The sequence below is a fragment of the Methylobacillus flagellatus KT genome (genome assembly GCF_000013705.1).
In the GTDB taxonomy this organism is placed as follows: Bacteria; Pseudomonadota; Gammaproteobacteria; order Burkholderiales; family Methylophilaceae; genus Methylobacillus; species Methylobacillus flagellatus.
This window is the reverse complement of the sequence record NC_007947.1, coordinates 2,212,855-2,229,419: the sequence shown is the minus strand read 5'-3', so window position 1 is coordinate 2,229,419 and position 16,565 is coordinate 2,212,855. Positions and strand designations below refer to the sequence as shown.

Annotated in this window: 15 protein-coding genes; 8 read left to right on the top strand and 7 right to left on the bottom strand. The window is 55.0% G+C overall.

Features of this window, described 5'->3' with window-relative positions; translation table 11 throughout:
• Positions 1-2: 2 nt before the first annotated feature.
• Positions 3-770, bottom strand: a complete 768-nt coding sequence (locus MFLA_RS10650; protein WP_011480307.1) for a ParA family protein — start codon at positions 768-770, stop codon at positions 3-5.
• 142 nt (positions 771-912) lie between these two features.
• Here MFLA_RS10650 and msrA point away from each other — a divergent pair, with 142 nt between their 5' ends.
• Complete coding sequence (msrA, locus tag MFLA_RS10645; RefSeq protein ID WP_011480306.1) at positions 913-1,452, top strand: peptide-methionine (S)-S-oxide reductase MsrA; 540 nt, start codon at positions 913-915, stop codon at positions 1,450-1,452.
• A 56-nt stretch (positions 1,453-1,508) separates the two neighbouring features.
• Positions 1,509-1,850 (top strand): hypothetical protein, encoded by a 342-nt coding sequence (locus MFLA_RS10640; RefSeq protein WP_052286277.1) that lies wholly within the window; start codon positions 1,509-1,511, stop codon positions 1,848-1,850.
• Between the two features lie 6 nt (positions 1,851-1,856).
• Here the strand turns inward: MFLA_RS10640 and MFLA_RS10635 are convergent, their stop codons facing one another.
• Positions 1,857-2,465, bottom strand: coding sequence for a flavin reductase family protein (locus tag MFLA_RS10635; protein ID WP_195741995.1), 609 nt, complete (start codon positions 2,463-2,465; stop codon positions 1,857-1,859).
• A 1-nt stretch (position 2,466) separates the two neighbouring features.
• A complete protein-coding gene (locus MFLA_RS10630; RefSeq protein WP_048811966.1) occupies positions 2,467-4,248 on the bottom strand; it encodes a glutamine--tRNA ligase/YqeY domain fusion protein in 1,782 nt (593 codons plus the stop codon).
• Between the two features lie 128 nt (positions 4,249-4,376).
• On the opposite strand from MFLA_RS10630, the gene MFLA_RS10625 reads away from it, so the two are divergent.
• From MFLA_RS10625 to MFLA_RS10610, 4 genes are read left to right on the top strand one after another with little or no spacing between them, the layout of a single operon-like run.
• Positions 4,377-5,354 carry a biotin--[acetyl-CoA-carboxylase] ligase gene (locus MFLA_RS10625; protein WP_011480302.1) on the top strand — a complete coding sequence of 326 codons (978 nt, stop codon included), beginning with the start codon at positions 4,377-4,379 and terminating at the stop codon, positions 5,352-5,354.
• A complete protein-coding gene (locus MFLA_RS10620; RefSeq protein WP_011480301.1) occupies positions 5,355-6,101 on the top strand; it encodes a type III pantothenate kinase in 747 nt (248 codons plus the stop codon).
• Entirely contained in the window at positions 6,098-6,754 is a 657-nt protein-coding gene (locus MFLA_RS10615) for an SPOR domain-containing protein (protein ID WP_011480300.1), read from the top strand. The genes MFLA_RS10620 and MFLA_RS10615 overlap by 4 nt, the downstream gene beginning before the upstream one ends.
• Before the next feature lie 8 nt (positions 6,755-6,762).
• Complete coding sequence (locus tag MFLA_RS10610; RefSeq protein ID WP_048811695.1) at positions 6,763-7,122, top strand: hypothetical protein; 360 nt, start codon at positions 6,763-6,765, stop codon at positions 7,120-7,122.
• Positions 7,123-7,212: 90 nt separating this feature from the next.
• Here MFLA_RS10610 and MFLA_RS10605 read toward each other — a convergent pair whose 3' ends face one another.
• From MFLA_RS10605 to aceE, 4 genes are all read right to left on the bottom strand, one after another.
• A complete protein-coding gene (locus MFLA_RS10605; protein ID WP_195741994.1) occupies positions 7,213-8,208 on the bottom strand; it encodes a DUF6607 family protein in 996 nt (331 codons plus the stop codon).
• Between the two features lie 362 nt (positions 8,209-8,570).
• Entirely contained in the window at positions 8,571-10,337 is a 1,767-nt protein-coding gene (gene lpdA, locus MFLA_RS10600; protein WP_011480297.1) for a dihydrolipoyl dehydrogenase, read from the bottom strand.
• Between the two features lie 16 nt (positions 10,338-10,353).
• Complete coding sequence (aceF, locus tag MFLA_RS10595; protein WP_011480296.1) at positions 10,354-11,682, bottom strand: dihydrolipoyllysine-residue acetyltransferase; 1,329 nt, start codon at positions 11,680-11,682, stop codon at positions 10,354-10,356.
• Positions 11,683-11,807: 125 nt separating this feature from the next.
• Positions 11,808-14,462 carry a pyruvate dehydrogenase (acetyl-transferring), homodimeric type gene (gene aceE / locus MFLA_RS10590; RefSeq protein WP_011480295.1) on the bottom strand — a complete coding sequence of 885 codons (2,655 nt, stop codon included), beginning with the start codon at positions 14,460-14,462 and terminating at the stop codon, positions 11,808-11,810.
• Positions 14,463-14,663: 201 nt separating this feature from the next.
• On the opposite strand from aceE, the gene MFLA_RS10585 reads away from it, so the two are divergent.
• Together MFLA_RS10585 and arfB are read left to right on the top strand one after the other, a co-directional pair.
• On the top strand, positions 14,664-16,121 hold the full coding sequence (locus tag MFLA_RS10585; protein ID WP_011480294.1) for a M17 family metallopeptidase: 1,458 nt from the start codon (positions 14,664-14,666) through the stop codon (positions 16,119-16,121).
• A gap of 15 nt (positions 16,122-16,136) precedes the next feature.
• A complete protein-coding gene (gene arfB / locus MFLA_RS10580) occupies positions 16,137-16,553 on the top strand; it encodes an alternative ribosome rescue aminoacyl-tRNA hydrolase ArfB (protein ID WP_011480293.1) in 417 nt (138 codons plus the stop codon).
• Positions 16,554-16,565: the final 12 nt, after the last annotated feature.

The following is a 16,565-nucleotide window of genomic DNA, read 5'->3' as shown; positions in this document are numbered from 1 at the left end:
GCTTAGTCTTTTGGCCATTTCTGTGCCAATTCGATTAATAACGCCAAATAGTTTTGTGCACCCGTACTGTTGGGTTGGTGACGGAATATATCCACACCATGCTCGGGACTTTCCGCTACGGCGACATTTTCTGAGATGACAGTGTCGAGCAGATGATGCCCAAACAGTGCCTTGGCTTGTTTTTGTACTTCAAATGTCATGCTGCGTCTGCGATCAAAGCGTGTCAGCAAGTAACGGCGTTCTATCGGCCGTTTCAGGACCGGTTCTATGGCTGCGAGGGTATCTCCCACTTTCTTGGCACCCCTTAGGGAAAGGAAATCGGATGAGATGGGGATGATGATGAGGTCTGCAGCAAAAATTGCGTTGAGAGATAGCGTGCCCAAGTAAGGGCAACAATCAATCAATGTGTGCCGGTTCATATACAATTTGTCTGCAATATCAAGCCCATGTCGCAGCTTATTGAGTATGGCTGGACCCTTGCCAAAGGCCGAGTCTACCTTGATCAGCTCCTTGTGGGAGGGAATCAGATATCCAAGCCCGGGCCACTCAACTTCAAGATGATAAAGCGGTTTGTCATCCTGGTAGAGGGCAAAGAGGCTTTGCTTGGCACTTGCCGGTGGTCGACCGTAGATCTGAGTCAGGTGCGCTTGCGGGTCCATGTCGATCAACAACGCCTCTTTGCCCGTGCGTTGCAATGCTGCCGCAAGGTTAAGAGCAGTAGTGGTTTTTGCTACTCCACCTTTTTGGTTGAAAACTGCAATACGCGCCATAATATTTCAATTAATCTAGATGGTTTGCTGGGAGCTACCCTGTATTATGCTTTATCAGCCCTCGACTTGATCCGAGGATCTAAGGTGTGAATATGCTACTTTTCGATGCAAGGGACGCTGGATAAACAAGGGAGTCAATATCGTGGCTGAATCGGTTGCTATTTTTGCCGGTGGTTGTTTCTGGTGCCTTGAGCCCGTATTTTCGCAGTTACAAGGAGTCAGGCAAGTAGTGTCTGGCTATATCGGCGGTAATGTCGTTGATCCAACCTATGAAGAGGTGTGCACCGGGGCGACAGGACATGCAGAGGCGGTCCAAATTATTTTTGATCCACTGGAGATTGATTACGAAGTTTTGTTGGAGATATTTTTCCTGGCGCATGACCCGACGACATTGAATCGACAAGGTCATGATGTGGGAACGCAATATCGGTCGGCCGTGTTTTGTCAAAGTCAAGACCAGCTGGTTGCTGTTCACCGGTTGCTGGAAAGGTTTGCCCGGGAGAATACTTTTGGGGCACCCGTAGTGACTGAGGTGAGTACCAACGGTAAGTTTTATGCAGCCGAGGAGTATCACCAACAGTATTATGCTCGCAATTCCAGTCAGCCATATTGTCAGGCAGTAGCTGCCCCAAAGATTGCCAAGATACGTGAAAAATATGCCGACCGTATCAAATTGCCCTGAGGCTTGTGGTAATGGGTTTGAATCTAGTGCTAGCCCTAAACAGTTGTAATGTGCGTATGCTGTATATGGTAGTGGAGGGAAATGTGAGGCTGTATTTGTACGTTAGCCTGCTGACACTGGTATCTAGTCTCTGTGCTGCAGAACTTAGCGGTGATGCAAGGGTGGCGTTGATAGAGGATGATAGTGCTGAATGCTTGGCCAATGACGGCAAGCTAATTCGGCTTAAGAGTGATGCCAGGAAAACCATCGTGGTATGGCTGGACCGCTGGTTCATGGGAGTGCAAACTGCTGATCACACCAAGCATGTCATGCAATCTGAAGATGAGCCGATAGCGCTGGGTTGCTCGGTGACCCGGGATGGAGAGAAACAGCACTGGACCATTGCCAGCGTTCGGTAAAATGATTTATCCCGGTGAGGTAGTCAAGGCATCGCCCGGTGTGAAGAAGAAGCCGCCGGATACGTGGTGCAGCGTGCGTAGATCATCGTAACCGTCGAAGTGCCAACGCCCGTTGCTGAACACGCGGCTATCAGCGTAGGCTGCAATAATTTCTGCAATAAACAAGTCATACATTTGCTGCATATGGGGTTCGGGGATGATGCGGCACTCCAGCCAGGCAACACACCCCTGTAATAATGGCGCTTCTATCTGCGATGCAGCAAAGCTCGGCAGGTTAAAGGCAGCGAACTTGTCTCCCGGTCGTTTTCCCAATAATTCCCTGCCCGAGCTTGCGCCAACCTTAACGACGATGTCTGCCTGGGTACGGCATGGCACATTGATGGCGAATGTGCCGCTGGCTTCCATCAGTTCCCGTGTATAGGTTTTCTTGTCAATGACAATCGCTATCTTGGGCGGATTGAAGTCCAGTGGCATGTTCCAGGCAGCCGCCATCACATTGGTGCGATCGTCGCAGGAAGTGGTGACCAGAACAGTGGGGCCGTGGTTGAGCAGGCGGAACGCCATCTCTGGCGGGACCGGCTGGATGATTGCCGCAGACGGAACAGGCGCTGCCATCTTATTTCTGCCAGGCATCACGCAGGGTCACGGTGCGGTTGAACACCGGCTTGCCTGGCTGGCTATCCTTGCTGTCCGCGACGAAATAGCCATGCCGCTCAAACTGGAAGCGCTCTTCCGGTTTGGCATCCTTCAATGCAGGTTCCAACTGTGCCGTAATCGTTTTCACTGAGTTCGGATTGATGTCGTCCAAGTAGTCGCGATCCGAGCCGTCCTCATGTTTGCCTTGGCCTGGATGGGCCTCCTTGAACAGCCGGTCGTACAGGCGTACTTCGGCAGCATAGGCATGCGCCGCTGAAACCCAGTGGATATTGCCTTTGACCTTGACCGAGTCAGCACCTGGCGTGCCGGACTTGGTGTCTGGCAGGTATTCACAATGTACGACAGTAACATGGCCAGCGGCATCCTTCTCGTAGCTTGTGCATTTGACGACATAGCCATAGCGCAGGCGCACCATGTTGCCCGGAAATAGGCGGAAATAGCCTTTGACCGGCTCTTCCATGAAGTCTTCGCGCTCTATCCATAATTCGCGCGAAAGCGGTACGACGCGATGGCCGAGCTCCGGCTTTTGCGGATGGTTAGGGGCGTGGCAATCTTCGGATTGGCCTTCCGGATAATTGTCAATGACGAGCTTGACCGGGTCGAGTACGGCAATGCGGCGTTCTGCCGATGCATTGAGTACTTCGCGCATGCAATCCTCGAGAATAGTGTATTCAATCCAGGAATCTGCCTTGGAAACACCGATACGTTCAGCAAATAGGCGGAAACCTTCAGGTGCATAGCCGCGACGACGCGCTCCGACCAGGGTAGGCATGCGGGGGTCATCCCAGCCATTGACCAATTGCTTCTCCACCAGTTCGATCAGCTTGCGTTTGGAAAGCACGACGTAGGTGAGGTTGAGACGGGCAAATTCATACTGTTTGGGCAGCGGGTGAGCGAGCAGGCCGCCTTCCGCCAGCTTTTCCAGCACCCAATCGTAGAAAGGGCGTTGATCCTCGAACTCCAGCGTACAGATGGAATGGGTGACACCCTCGTAGGCGTCTTCCAGTGGATGAGCATAGGTATACATCGGGTAGATGCACCATTTGTCGCCAGTGTTGTGGTGATGCGCGCGCTTGATGCGGTAAATCGCAGGATCGCGCAAATTGATATTTGGTGAAGCCATATCGATCTTGGCGCGCAGCACCATGCTGCCGTCCGCATGCTTACCGTCGCGCATTTCGCGGAACAGGGTTAGGCTTTCCTGCATCGGGCGGTCACGCCAGGGGGAGTTCTTGCCGGGTTCCGTCAACGTGCCCCGGTTAATGCGCATTTCTTCGGCAGATTGCTGGTCGACATAGGCATTACCCGATTCGATCAGGTATTCCGCAGCCCGATACATGAAGTCGAAATAGTTGCTGGCAAAATAGAGATGGGATGTACCAAACGCCTCCCAATCAAAGCCCAGCCACTTCACGGACTCGGTAATACTGTCGACGTATTCCTGTTCTTCCTTTTCTGGATTGGTGTCGTCGAAGCGCATATGGCACACACCGCCGAAATCTCGTGCCAAGCCGAAATTGAGACAAATGCTCTTGGCATGACCAATATGCAGGTAACCATTGGGTTCCGGCGGAAAACGGGTGCGGATTTTGGCCGGATCCGGCCCGCCAGTGGCTTGATGCACGGCGTCGCCGGGCGAGCCTGCCCAGCGGCGGCTGGCATAAGTCCCTTGTTCAAGGTCGCGCTCAATGATATTGCGAATGAAATTGGAAGCTGGAGCAACAGGGGGTTTTTCAGACATGGTAACCATACATTATTGATATGTTCCTATTTTACACTGTGTGTTGGTTCAGCGGACCCTCCATATAGGGGTCATCAGGGCTAGAATATTCATTTGATCATGATTGCTTGGGATATACTGCCACAGCAATGAATAACTTGGTGTTTCCTATTTTGAGATTGTTGGCAGACGGACGTTTTCATTCCGGTGAAGACATTGCCCGCCGGTTTTCCGTGACCCGATCCTCTGTCTGGAATGCGATTCAGGCTGCGGAGGCGCTGGGCGTCGAGGTTTTTTCCGTGCGAGGCAGAGGTTATCGGTTGCCATATCCCCTGCTTTTGCTGAGTGAAGATGCCGTGCAGGTCGCCTTGGGTGACCATAAGCAGCGTTTCAAGCTGTTGATGTTCGATTCGATAGAGTCCACGAATAGCTACCTGATGCAACAGGCAGCGCTTGGAGCAGCCCATGGAACAGTGGCTGCCGCATTACTGCAGACCAAGGGGCGCGGCCGGCGCGGCCGTAGCTGGCAATCTGCTTTCGGAGCTAGTCTGACATTTTCATTGCTATGGCGCTTCCAGCTAGGGGCTTCTGCATTGTCCGGCCTGAGCCTGGCAGTAGGGCTGGCGTTGGTGCGTACGCTACATGAGTATGGCTTGCGCAGCGCACAATTGAAATGGCCCAATGACATCTTGGTGCGTGGACGTAAGCTTGCTGGCATATTGATCGAGCTACATGGGGATATGGAAGGGCCCAGCGCAGCAGTGATCGGGGTAGGGCTCAATCTCAAGTTGCCCGTTGCCGCGCGCGAGAAGATTGATCAGCCTGTAACGGATCTGGCGAGCCATCTGCCGCTTGAGATCAATCCGAACGACATGTTGGGACAATTGCTGAAGCAATTGGCGCAAGTGTTGGAGGAGTTCGAACGCGCAGGGTTTGCCGGTATGCGCGAGGAATGGATGTCTCATCACATTTTCCAGGGCGAAACCGTCAAATTATTGTTTCCTGATGGACGGGAGCAATACGGCAGGGTGGAAGGTATTGCCGATGATGGCGTATTACTGATAAAGAATGAACATGGTAACCAGCGTTTCTCTTCCGGCGAGATCAGTGTGCGAGGAGTCAGCTAGGTGAGTTGCCTGCTGGCAATCGATGCGGGCAATACCCGCACGAAGTGGGCGGTGCTGCAATATGAAACGGGAGAGATCCTGCAGCGCGGTGTACTCAATGATGATATGCCCGCTGAATGGGCGCTGTGCGAGCGTGTTGCCGTAGCAAATGTGGCCGGACCGAATCGGCAAGCCTTGCTGGAGGCTCGCCTCAAGCTGCTTGGTTTACCGGTGCGCTGGCATGCCAGCACATTGCATGCATGTGGCGTGAGCAATGGCTATGCAATACCTGCACAACTGGGTGTAGACCGTTGGGCAGCCATGATAGCGGCTTGGCAACATTACCAGCGTAGCTGCCTGGTAGTGAATGCAGGAACGGCATTGACGGTTGATATGATAGAAAGCACCGCGCCTGGGCAGGCATGCTTCCTCGGCGGCATCATCATGCCTGGAATCAGGTTGATGCAGGAGAGTCTTGCCAGTGCTGCCGCCAATATCGGAGCAATGCATGGCGTGTTCCGGGATTTTCCATTGAGCACCCAGGATGCAGTCTGCAGCGGCAGTCTTCATGCTGGGGCAGGTGCCATCAATAACCTGCTGACACTGCTTGGTGAGCGATGCGGTGAAGCCATACCTTGCATATTGAGCGGTGGTGACGCAGTCGCTTTATTGCCATTATTGCAAAAACATATATTGCATAGCGAATTTTGCCTTGAGGAGAACCTGGTGTTGCAAGGCTTGTGGTACATGGAGAGAGGGTTGCCATGAAATGGGTGGTGGGCGGATTATTATTGTTGAATCTTGGCATGTGGGTGAGTGTGAGCTGGTTCCAATCGCCGCCAGCAGCCAAGGCGCATGTCCATGAACCACTGGATGCCGACAAGATCAAGCTACTGACACAGGATGAGGTGGAAGCACTGCCAAAGGCAGTAGAGTCCGGCGGCACGCTGCAAAATGAGGCGTATGCTTGCTATGAATGGGGCAGCTTTTCTGCGGAAGGGCTGCAGCGTGCACAGGCCATTTTAAACCAGCATTCCTTGATTGCTACTGTGCAGCAGAAAACCATCCAGGAAGCCTTGCGCTATTGGGTATATATCCCGCCATTGCCATCATTGCAGGCTGCGCAGAGCAAAGTCGAGGAGCTGAAAGCGCTGGGCGTGGATGTCAGCTTCATCATTCAAGAGGCACCCTGGCGCCATGCAATTTCGCTCGGGGTCTTCAAGGATGAACGTTTAGCGAATAAACTACTCGAACAACTGCAACGCCAAGGCGTTAGGTCAGTGCAAAAAGGGGTGCGTAATCAGGAAAAAGGGCGTGTCAGTTTGCTTATCAATGATATGTCAGCCGAGATGGCGACCGAGTTGATCAAGCAGAGTGCAAACTTTCCCGGTAGCGAGCTTAAACAGGTTATTTGCCAATAGGAGTCTGTATGGGAATTCTCAGGAGTATCGTCAAGAAAGTTGCACTGGCTGCTGTAGTCGTTGCTGGAAAGCGGATACTGAGCAAGGTGGTCAACGATGTGGTCGATGGGGATAAAAGCACGACGGAGCCCGTAGTGCCGGCTGCGGAAAACAAGCCGAAGACTTCAACTACCAGTAGGCGGCGTACAGCAAGCCGGGCCAAGCCTGGAACCGAAAAGACGAAGGCCGATGGCAAGCCCGCTGCTAAACCTAGATCCCGTAAACCACGTGCGAAGACGAGCGAGCAAACTCAACCAGAGGAAGCAAAGCCAGAAAGTGCTGGACAGTCTGCGGCGGATACAACAGCAAATCCGCCATCCGCAGAATAGGTGCTCTAATGGGCGGGTGTTTCCCGCCCTTTTTCGCATATAACTGCACCTCCTCGATCAGTGGACTCTCATCTAGATACTGACGGCTCGCTAGTATAGGGTGCTTGTTGGATCCGCCGCTTTTGTAATGTCTTTTTTGCTGGACCTTGGCGTTGTAGGCGCTGCGGGTGGCAGATAAGAGTCAATGATCTCATCCACTTTTTGCCGGATTTCTTCAGCCGGAATTGGGAGTGTTGCTTCTGCAACTTCCCTGGCATATCGGTATATCGGTATGAACAGGTTGTCCTTATCGGGAGAGCCTCGCAGCTGTAGTATCTCTGTGGTGTTGATCAATTCCTGCCATTTGCTGCGCACAGCATCCCAAACGGGCTTGGTGCTTTCTTGATAGTGATCGCCTGCACTCCAGTCGTACCCTGTGATGCGCTCATAGCGGTTAAAACCAGACTCGCGCCCTAGTATTGGTTGGCTGGCAGCTAGCTTGCCAGTTTCGTACAGTTTTGCCTTGAGATTATGTTGCTCGTGCGTCCATCCCGTCGGTGTGATAGTGTGGCGGTTGTTGCCAATCAATACATCATAATCGCTCCGTACGGAGTATTCGCGCCGTGGCAATGGGCGCCAGCCATTCTCGTCATTCCAGCTTGAGTAGTTCCCCAGGTGCTGCCATTGTGCAATGCCGGAATAGCGCGGACTATCATCCACCTGGTAAACAGTTTGCCGCCAGTGGCCGCGTTGTCGTTCCGCAGGAACCTGGATGCGTTGCCAGGTATTGTTGCCCAGATACACTAGCTGATCAGTCGGTTCGTACCGCCAGTCCTGGCGCCAGTGCTTGGTGACATGAGGGCCATGGGTTTTGCCATCTTTATCTGTGAATGACATCACCAGCAAATGCTGCAATACGATATCGCGACCAGTATCCTCCACGACATAGACTTTTTCCGTTCCCCAACTGCGGTAGGGACGTTCTGGCTTATAGGCAGCGACAAATCCCGTGGTTTCAATAAAGTCGAAACTCACGCGGTACTCCCCTGCCATGGCAAGAATGGCACGGCGATCGCGTTCGAGCTGGGTAATACCTGGTTCTTGCAAAGCGTGCCATTCGGCCGTGGGTTCTGTGACAAGTTGGATTGTCGTGCCGCGTGTACTTCCTCCTCTAGGCGATAGCGGTGAGCCATCCTGAAAATACCATGAGAAGGTATATAAGCGATCTTCTGCAGTAATATTATCTGCGACAACGGAGGCCGTAGGGCATAGTAAAACAATGGACATTAGCAAGCGGTTCAATATCATTTTGATAAATACTTTTCATTCTCAAATTCTGGAATTCTAGAACGACTTGTGAGGAATTACCAATTCTTGACGATGGGGTCTGCGATCTTTAGGCTGGACCTCAATAAAAAACGGCGCTAAAGCGCCGTTTTTTATTGACTTTGAAAGCAAAGCACAAAAATTTAGCGCTTCTTTGGCGGCAACATATCGGTGATGGTGCCTTCCTTGATTTCCGCCGCGAAGCAGATGGTCTCGGATAAGGTCGGGTGGGCGTGAATGGTGAGCCCTAGGTCGTGCGCATCGGCGCCCATTTCGATTGCAAGCACAGCCTCTGCCAACAGTTCACCAGCATTGGTGCCGACAATGCCGGCACCGATCACACGGTGGGTTTCCTTGTCAAAGATCAGCTTAGTAGCGCCTTCGGAGCGGGCAATGGATAACGCCCGGCCGCTTGCCGCCCATGGGAAGGAGGCTTTCTCGATTTCTAGGCCCTTGGCCTTGGCTTCGGTTTCTGTCACGCCTGCCCAGGCCACCTCGGGATCAGTATAGGCAACGGAAGGAATCACCATAGCCTGAAACTCGACCTTGTGCCCGGCAATGACTTCAGCCGCCACCTTGGCTTCATGGGTTGCCTTGTGCGCCAGCATGGGCTGGCCGACGATGTCGCCGATCGCGAAGATATGCGGCACATTGGTACGCATTTGTTTGTCGACTGTGATGAAGCCACGATCGTCTACCGCAACGCCTGCGTTTTCGGCGCCGATGTTCTTGCCGTTCGGACGGCGGCCGATGGAAACCAGCACGCGGTCGTAGACCTCGATTTCCTTGGGTGCGTTTTCACCTTCGAAGCTGACGTGGATGCCGTCTTTCTTGGCTTCGATGTTGGCTACCTTGGTCGACAGCATGATACGTTCGAAGCGTTTTTCCATGCGCTTCTGCAATGGGCGGATCAGGTCGCGGTCGGCACCGGGAATGAGGCCATCCATGAATTCGACCACGCTGACCTTGCTGCCTAGCGCCTCGTATACTGTCCCCATTTCCAAGCCGATGATGCCGCCGCCGATCACCAGCAGTCGCTTAGGCACATCTGCCAGCGCTAGCGCACCGGTGGAGTCCATGATGCGCTCATCTTCAGGTGCGCCGGGGAACTTGGTAGCCTGGGAGCCAGCAGCGATGATGGCGTTCTGAAAGCCTACAGTGGTGACCTTGCCGTCGGCTGCAGTCACGGCGATCTGGTGGGGGCTGGTGAATTTGCCTACGCCCTGCACTACGGTCACACCGCGTTGCTTCGCCATTTGCGCGAGGCCAGCAGTGAGTTTTCCGACCACATCATTGGCTTTCCAGGCACGCAAAGCTTCGAGATCAATTTTGGGCTTGCCGAAGCTGACGCCGTGGAGGCTAGTTTCCTCAGCCTCGGTGATGACTTTGGCGGTGTGCAGCAAGGCCTTGGAAGGAATGCAGCCCACATTGAGGCAGACGCCGCCCAGAGTGGAATAGCGCTCAATCAGTACGACTTGCTTGCCGAGGTCGGCAGCGCGGAAAGCAGCTGTATAGCCGCCAGGCCCGGAGCCGAGCACCACGACTTCGGTATTGATATCGGAGTCGCCAGTAGCCGGCTCCGGTGCGGCAGGAGTTGCTGCAGGGACAGGTTTGGATTCTTCCTTGGCTGCAGGTGCCGCATCGGCGGTCGTGCTCGCCTGGTCTGTACCAGCTTCTTCCAGCAGCAGGATCAGCGAACCCTTGGCAACCTTGTCGCCGACCTTGACCTTGACTTCCTTGACCACGCCTGCGTGGGAAGAGGGGATGTCCATGGAGGCTTTGTCGGACTCCAGGGTAATCAGCGCGTCTTCCTTGGCGATGGTGTCGCCAGCCTTCACTAGGACTTCAATGACGTCCACGCTATCGAAGTTGCCGATATCGGGAACCAATACTTCAATAATTTTGCTCATCTTGATCCCTCAATCCTTACAGCAACAAACGACGCACGTCGGACAGTACCATGCGCAGGTGACTGGTGAAGCGTGCACCATCGGCACCGTCGATCACGCGGTGGTCATAAGATAGGGACAAAGGCAGGACCAGGCGCGGCTCGAACTCCTTGGTCTTACTGTTGTATACCGGCCGGATGCTGGAGCGCGAGACGCCCAGAATTGCCACTTCTGGGCAATTGATGATGGGGGTGAAAGCCGTACCGCCAATGCCCCCCAGGCTGGAGATGGTAAAACAGCCGCCCTGCATTTCCTCGACCTTGAGTTTGCGTTCACGTGCCTTGGCAGAAAGCTCGCCCAGCTCGGCAGCGATTTCAAGCACGTCCTTGCGGTTGACATCGCGGATCACGGGCACTACCAGACCGTCCGGGGTATCGCAGGCGAAGCCGACATTGTAATACTGCTTGAGGATCAGGCTTTCGCCATCGGCAGACAGTGAAGCATTGAAGTTAGGGTAGGCGCGCAATGCATTGACCGAGGCCTTGATGAGGAAAGCGAGCATGGTGAGCTTGACGCCGCGCTTCTCAGCTTCGGACTGCATGGATTTGCGGAAGTCTTCAAGGTCGGTAATATCGGCTTCATCGAACTGCGTGACGTGCGGCGCGGTCACCCAGTTGCGATGAAGGTTGGCGCCGGAAAGTTTCTTGATGCGGGAGAGCGGTTTGGTCTCGGTGTCGCCATATTGTGAAAAATCGATGACGGGTGCTGGGATGACGGCAAGTCCGCCCGCGCCAGTGGCGATACCACCGCCGCGCGGCTTGCTTAGTTCGTTTTTGACATAGGCCTGGACGTCACTTTGCGTAATGCGGTTCTTGGGACCGGTGGCGGTGACCAGCGCCAGGTTAACTCCCAGCTCGCGCGCGAACTTACGCACCGACGGGCTGGCGTGTGCGAGTTTACCTGATGCGGTTGCAACACTGGCGCCTATGGGGTTGGGGGTGGCTTGTGGTTGGATGGTCGGTGGAGGTTCTGGTGCCGGGCGGGTGGCTTCGGGCACAGGGGCTGGCACCGCAACCTGGACTGGCGGGGCGTCCTCTTTCGGGGCAGGGGCTGCGCTGGCGCCTTCCTCTAGGGCGTCCATGGTCAGGATGAGGGTGCCTTGGGCAACCTTGTCACCTACCTTGACCTTCACTTCCTTGACGGTACCTGAAAATGGCGCCGGAATATCCATCGAGGCCTTGTCGGACTCCAGGGTGATCAGTGAATCGTCCTTGGCAATGGTGTCACCGGCGCTGACCAAGACTTCGATGACATCCACGCTGTCAAAGTTGCCGATGTCGGGAACGAGTACGTCTTTAATTGCCATGCTTGATGTTCCTTAAAATGTATCTTTTTTTAAGATATGCATTTACGCAAAACGCCCGCATGCGATAAGCCGGGGCGTGTGATCGTTGCGAACAGGCTGCCACCTGGCAGCCTGGTTACCATGACCTACACCGTTGCCGGGTTGGGCTTGTTGGGGTCTAGCTTGTATTGCTTGACTGCTTCCGCTGCCTTGGTGGCGGGCAGTTTTCCTTCATCTGCCAACGCCTTCAGGGCGGCCAGCACGACATGGTAGCGATCGACTTCGAAGAAGCTGCGCAGTGCTTCGCGCGAGTCGGATCGGCCGTAACCATCAGTGCCCAACGCAATATAGCGTTGTGGAATGAAATTGCGGATTTGGTCGGCAAACGCCTTCATATAGTCGGTAGAAGCAATGACTGGGCCTTCTGCCTTTTTCAGCAGCTTGGTGACATAGCTTTCCTTCTGTGGCTTGTCCGGGTTGAGCAGATTCCAGCGCTCGACTTCCAGGCCTTCCCGGCGCAGCTCGGTAAAGCTGGTGACGCTCCAGATGTCAGCAGACACGCCCCAGTCCTTTTCCAGCAGCTCCGCTGCGGCAATGACTTCGCGCAGGATGACTCCGCTGCCGAGTAATTGCACCTTGGGACCTTTAGATTTGGATTTACTGAACTGATACATCCCCTTGAGGATGCCTTCCTCGGCACCTTTCGGTAGCGCTGGATGGGTGTAGTTCTCGTTCATCAGGGTGATGTAGTAGTACACATCCTCCTGATTCTGCACCATGCGGCGCAGGCCTTCCTGGATGATGACTGCAAGCTCGTAGGCGAACGTCGGGTCATAGGAGATGCAGTTGGGGATGGTGGCGGACAACAAGTGACTATGGCCATCCTCATGCTGCAGACCTTCACCGTTCAGCGTGGTGCGCCCTGCTGTGGCGCCGAGCAGGAAGCCGCGCGCACGGCTGTCGCCTGCCGCCCAGGCCAGGTCGCCGATGCGCTGGAATCCGAACATGGAGTAGAAGATGTAGAACGGAATCATCTGCACACCGCTGACGCTGTATGATGTCGCAGCAGCCAGCCAGGAGGAGAATGAACCAGCTTCGTTGATGCCTTCCTCCAGTATCTGGCCGTCCTTGGATTCCTTGTAGAACATCACCTGGTCGGCATCCTGCGGCTCGTAGAGCTGTCCGACGGAGGAGTAGATGCCAAGCTGGCGGAACATGCCTTCCATGCCGAAGGTACGGGCCTCGTCAGGAACGATAGGGACGACATACTTGCCAATCTGCTTGTCGCGCACCAGTGTGGAGAGGATGCGCACGAAGGCCATGGTCGTGGAGATTTCTCGCTCGCCAGTTGAGCCAAGCATGTTCTCGAAGGCCGACAAGGCGGGCACGGTCAGCTCATTGCCTTTGCGGCGGCGTGCAGGAATAAAGCCCCCCATGGCTTCCCGACGGGCCTGCAGGTATTGCATTTCCGGACTGTCGTCGGCAGGGCGGTAGAATGAGAGGTTTTCCACTTGCTCATCCGTCAGCGGGAGATCGAAACGATCACGGAATTTCTTCAGTGTTTCGATGCTCATGCTCTTCTGCTGGTGAGTGGTGTTCTGTCCTTCGCCCTCGTCACCCATGCCATAGCCCTTGACGGTCTTGGCAAGTACGACGGTAGGCTGACCCTTGTGGTTCACTGCGGCATGATAGGCGGCATAGACCTTGTGCGGGTCATGGCCGCCGCGATTGAGGCGCCAGATATCCTCGTCGGACATGGCAGCCACCATTTCCTTCAGCTCGGGATATTTGCCGAAGAAGTGTTCGCGCGTATAGGCGCCGCCCTTGGCCTTGAAGTTCTGATATTCGCCATCCACGCATTCTTCCATGCGTTTCTTGAGCAGGCCGTCCTTGTCCATTGCGAGCAATGGATCCCAGTAGGAGCCCCACAATACCTTGATCACGTTCCATCCGGACCCACGGAAGGCTGCCTCGAACTCTTGGATGACCTTGCCATTGCCCCGTACTGGGCCGTCCAGGCGCTGCAAGTTACAGTTGATGACGAAAATCAGGTTATCGAGCTTCTCACGGGCGGCGAGTGATATTGCCCCCATGGATTCAGGTTCGTCCATCTCACCGTCGCCACAGAACACCCATACCTTGCGGTCAGCCGTATCGGCAATGCCGCGGTTGTGCAGGTACTTGAGAAAACGGGCCTGATATATCCCGGCAATCGGGCCCAGGCCCATAGAAACGGTCGGGAATTGCCAGAAATCAGGCATCAGCCAGGGGTGTGGATATGACGACAGGCCGTTGCCATTTGACTCCATGCGGAAGTTGGACAGCTGCTCTTCCGTGATGCGGCCTTCGAGAAAGGCGCGCGCATACACACCGGGAGAGGAGTGGCCCTGAAAGTAAATCAGGTCGCCGCCGAAACGCTCGTTGGCGGCGCGGAAAAAGTGATTGAAACCAGTGTCATATAAGGTGGCGGCAGACTGGAAGCTGGCAATGTGGCCTCCTACGCCAGGGGATTTCTCATTGGCGCGCAATACTGTCATGATGGCGTTCCAGCGAATCAGCGCGCGAATCCTGCGTTCCATGGCAGCATCGCCGGGATGTTTCGCCTGCAGATGGACCGGAATAGTGTTTACGTATGCAGTAGTTGCGTTATACGGTAAATATGCGCCTGAGCGGCGGGCTTTGTCGATCAGCGTTTCCAGCAGGAAATGCGCGCGCTCGGTTCCCTCGTTCTCAAGTACCGATGAGATGGCGTCAAGCCATTCCTGGGTCTCTTGAGGGTCGATGTCGGGGGTCAATGCCATGTAAGGTTCTCCGGGAAACTTTTAAGATACGCTTGGGTATAATCAGCCTGATGCAGCATCAAGCGTTAAATATATTTGTGATAGCTTGAGGCCGTTGTGAAGACGCTATATTGGCTTTTTTGACTGTTTAGGTCAAGTTTTGTCGCTTGCTCCAGCGCATGAAAGCCCAGTCCTAACCTGCTAAAAACAAGAGAAAACTTGATGACATTGCAACTCAAGCAGATCCACGATCCGGCGGATGAAAAATCACTGGCAGCGGCAAGCCATATACTGTTCGTTCTGCCAAAACGTAGGCCAGCCTCTCTGCCGTTCGCTTCCTTGCTGGAGGCCAGACTGCGACGGGCTCGAAGCAAATATACTGACCTGGCGAAAAGCCATGTATCGGCTACGCTGCCGAGCGGCGGCATCGCCAGCTGGGTGGTATTGGACGATAAGCAGAATACCTTCCAGCGCCATACCTTGCTGCGCAAGGCTGTCTCGGCTTTGTTGGATGACCAGCCGCAGTCGGTCACCATTGCGGTCTTTGGCGAAGAGGCATCGCGGGCGCGGGCTGCAAATGAGGCATTCTATGTGGTGAGTGTGAATGCGGTGGAGCTGCCTGTGCGTAAATCCAGGCATAAGGCATACCCGCTCAAGCAGATCGTGATTCACGGATGGAAGCAGGCTGACGATTATGCCGAAACCCGTGCGCTGGTGGCTGGCAGTGCGTTGGCCAGGAGCCTGACCTTGACGCCGCCGAATGAGCTGACTCCGGCCGCATACCGGGAAAAGATCAAGGAGCTGGCCGGGCAATATGGCTGGAGACGCGATGAGTACGACCTCAAAAAACTGCGCAAAATCGGGGCGGGATCCTTTGTCGCGGTGGCTCAAGGCTCGTCTGAGGAGGATGCCGCGATCGTGCATTTGTCTTACCAGCCCAAAGATGCACGCCAGCATGTGGCGGTGGTCGGCAAGGGCATATGCTTCGACACCGGCGGGCATAACCTCAAGCCGGCCAAATACATGCACGGCATGCATGAGGACATGAACGGCTCAGCCGTGGCATTGGGGATCCTGCTTGCCGTAACTGAAGCCCAGCTGCCGGTCAGAATCGACTGCTGGCTGGCACTGGCGCAGAACCATATCGGGCCGCGCGCCTACAAGCAGAGTGAGGTGGTAACTGCCCTCAACGGTACGACCATAGAAATCGTTCATACCGATGCGGAGGGGCGTATGGTGCTGGCCGACACCCTGACGCTGGCTTCGCGCGTCAAGCCGGACTTCATGATCGACTTCGCGACATTGACTGGCAGTATGCAGGTGGCGTTGGGAGACCGTTATAGCGGCGTGATCGGCAACGACAATACTTGGCTGGACAAGGCAGTCCAGGCCGGACATGCGGTTGGCGAGCGCGTGTGCAGGCTGCCGTTCGATGAGGATTACGAGGAGGAGCTGGAAAGCAGTATCGCCGACATCAAGCAATGTACGCTGGAGGGGGAGGCCGATCATGTGCTGGCTGCGCGCTTCCTGGCCAGGTTCATTGAGCATGGCGTTCCCTGGGTGCATGTGGATTTGTCTTCCTATCGCCGCAAAGGTGGGCTCGGCGCCGTGGGCAGCGATGTGAACGGCTTCGGCGTCAGCCTCGGCTTGCAGCTGGTGCGACAGGCATTTGAACGATAGAGGTCACTTCAGACGATGAATCTGCCAGAACTGTATCCAGCGCCGGATGAAATCACCCTGACCGCTGTGCGTGCCCAGGGGGCGGGCGGCCAGAATGTGAACAAGGTGTCGAGCGCCATTCACCTGCGCTATGACGTAAAGGCCTCTTCCTTGCCCGAAGTGATCAAGGCCCGCCTGCTACGCCTGCGTGACCACCGGATCACCAAGGACGGCGTGATCATCATCAAGGCCCAGCTTCACCGCAGCCAGGAGTTGAATCGGGCGGATGCCCTAGCCAGGCTGCATGAGCTGGTCAATAGCGTGGCGAGGATACCTGCGGCGCGCATCGCCACCAAGCCGACCAAGGGCTCGAAGCTGCGCCGGCTGGAAGGCAAGCGCCATCACGCCGAGCGCAAGGCGTTGCGACGGCATGTGGTGTCGTCTATGGACTGACTAACATATCGA

Bases quoted from the DNA above. Each gene is read 5' to 3' on its own strand.
- MFLA_RS10650 (WP_011480307.1), bottom strand. From the start codon at position 770: ATGGCGCGTATTGCAGTTTTCAACCAAAAAGGTGGAGTAGCAAAAACC.
- MFLA_RS10640 (WP_052286277.1), top strand. From the start codon at position 1,509: ATGCTGTATATGGTAGTGGAGGGAAATGTGAGGCTGTATTTGTACGTT.
- MFLA_RS10635 (WP_195741995.1), bottom strand. From the start codon at position 2,465: ATGGCAGCGCCTGTTCCGTCTGCGGCAATCATCCAGCCGGTCCCGCCA.
- MFLA_RS10630 (WP_048811966.1), bottom strand. From the start codon at position 4,248: ATGTCTGAAAAACCCCCTGTTGCTCCAGCTTCCAATTTCATTCGCAAT.
- MFLA_RS10625 (WP_011480302.1), top strand. From the start codon at position 4,377: ATGAATAACTTGGTGTTTCCTATTTTGAGATTGTTGGCAGACGGACGT.
- MFLA_RS10615 (WP_011480300.1), top strand. From the start codon at position 6,098: ATGAAATGGGTGGTGGGCGGATTATTATTGTTGAATCTTGGCATGTGG.
- MFLA_RS10610 (WP_048811695.1), top strand. From the start codon at position 6,763: ATGGGAATTCTCAGGAGTATCGTCAAGAAAGTTGCACTGGCTGCTGTA.
- lpdA (WP_011480297.1), bottom strand. From the start codon at position 10,337: ATGAGCAAAATTATTGAAGTATTGGTTCCCGATATCGGCAACTTCGAT.
- aceF (WP_011480296.1), bottom strand. From the start codon at position 11,682: ATGGCAATTAAAGACGTACTCGTTCCCGACATCGGCAACTTTGACAGC.
- aceE (WP_011480295.1), bottom strand. From the start codon at position 14,462: ATGGCATTGACCCCCGACATCGACCCTCAAGAGACCCAGGAATGGCTT.
- MFLA_RS10585 (WP_011480294.1), top strand. From the start codon at position 14,664: ATGACATTGCAACTCAAGCAGATCCACGATCCGGCGGATGAAAAATCA.
- arfB (WP_011480293.1), top strand. From the start codon at position 16,137: ATGAATCTGCCAGAACTGTATCCAGCGCCGGATGAAATCACCCTGACC.